The 1554-nt window shown below is 66.1% G+C and carries 3 protein-coding genes; 2 read left to right on the top strand and 1 reads right to left on the bottom strand.

Annotation, left to right across the window (positions count from 1 at the left end; genetic code table 11):
• Positions 1–505, top strand: a 505-nt coding sequence (locus AC1DYI_RS35220) for a UvrB/UvrC motif-containing protein (protein ID WP_477208739.1), incomplete at its 5' end; no start/stop codon positions are given.
• Positions 506–517: 12 nt separating this feature from the next.
• On the opposite strand, the gene AC1DYI_RS35215 is transcribed toward AC1DYI_RS35220, so the two are convergent.
• Entirely contained in the window at positions 518–1294 is a 777-nt protein-coding gene (locus tag AC1DYI_RS35215) for a substrate-binding periplasmic protein (RefSeq protein ID WP_477208738.1), read from the bottom strand.
• 150 nt (positions 1295–1444) lie between these two features.
• On the opposite strand from AC1DYI_RS35215, the gene AC1DYI_RS35210 reads away from it, so the two are divergent.
• A partial coding sequence (locus tag AC1DYI_RS35210; protein ID WP_477208740.1) for an arsenate reductase/protein-tyrosine-phosphatase family protein occupies positions 1445–1554 on the top strand: 110 nt, incomplete at its 3' end.

The following is a 1554-nucleotide window of genomic DNA, read 5'->3' as shown; positions in this document are numbered from 1 at the left end:
GTCGCTGGTGGCGATCCTGGACGCCGACAAGGAAGGCTTCCTGCGCGCCGAGCGTAGCCTGGTGCAGACGATTGGCCGCGCGGCGCGCAACGTGAACGGCCGCGCCATCCTCTACGCCGACAAGATCACCGAGTCGATGCGCAAGGCGATGGACGAGACCGAGCGCCGGCGCAACAAGCAGATCGAGTTCAACGCGGCCAACGGCATCGTGCCGCGCGGCATCCGCAAGCACGTCAAGGAGCTGATCGACGGCGTGGTGGCCGAGAAGTCGGGCAAGGACGACCTGCGCTTTGCGCAGCAGGCGGCCGAGGTCGAGGCGATGAGCGAGAAGGACCTGGGCAAGCGCATCAAGGCGCTGGAAAAGCAGATGCTCGAGTTCGCGAAGAACCTGGAGTTCGAGAAGGCCGCCCGCGTGCGCGACCAGCTGGCGCTGCTGCGCGAGCAGGCCTTTGGGGCCGGCGGCGCGCACGACTCCAATGTCGTGCCGCTGGTTGGCGGGCGTTGATGACGGGAAAGATCAGCGAGTGAGCTGCGGGCAGCCGTTTGCCCAACTCTTGCAGCCGGGCAGGTAGCGCTCGAGCAGGCGCTGCGACAGGCCTTTTTCTTTGACCTCGGCAAAGGCCTTGCGCAGCTTGGCCACGAGCACCGGGTCGGCGCCCTTGCCAAAGGCGAAGTAGTAGCCGCCGTTGTCGACCAGCATGACCGTGCGTTCGACCTCGGTGCCTGACAGGCCGTGCTCCTTCATCCGCCAGGCGATGCCGAACTCATTGGCGATCACCAGGTCGACCCGGCCGGCCAGCAACAGGCGGATCGTCGTGTCGCCGTCGCTGACCAGCTGGAGTTTGTCGAGGTCGACGATGCCGAGCTTCAGCATCAGGTCGGTCTGCGCATCGCCGCGCACCGTGGCCACGCGGTACTTGCGCACGTCCTGCAGAGTCTCCAGCCGCACGTCGGTGCGGCTGCTGAGCTTGTAGAAGAAGCCCTGGTGCCGCGCGAAGGGCCCGATCCATTCATACTGATCTTCGCGCTCGGGCGTGCGCGAGATCGTGTAGATGAGCGTGTTCGGCTCCTGCTTGACATGCAGCAGTGCGCGCGGCCAGGGCAGGAACTCGATGTGATAGTCCAGCCCCGCCTGTTGCAGCACCTCGCGCAGGATGTCGGTGGCAAAGCCCGAGGCGGCTTCGCCGTCGAGCATGTTGAAGGGCGGGGCGTCAGTAGTGACGATCTCGATTCGCGTGGCCTGCGCAGGGCCGAACAACACCAGGGACAGCAGGCAGGCGAGTGGGCGCATCATCGTGAACAGACGGGGCCCGCGCGCGAAGGCGGGGGCGCTGCGAGTTTAGGACGGCCTCTGCCCGCTGACGATGACGGGGCTGGTCCGCATCCCTTGAATCGCAGAAGATTGCCGGCTGTCCCGGTTGGACTTTGAAGAGGAGCACAGTGCATGACGGTCGCCAAGCCGATCCGCGTGGTGATGGTTTGCACCGGCAACATCTGCCGCTCGCCAACGGCAGAAGCCGTGCTGCGTGCGCTGGCCGAGCGACGGGGTCTGGG

It is taken from the genome of Ideonella sp. P3_A4, from assembly GCF_056403075.1.
The sequence above is the reverse complement of the archived record's forward strand: the minus strand, read 5'-3'. Positions and strand labels throughout refer to the sequence as shown.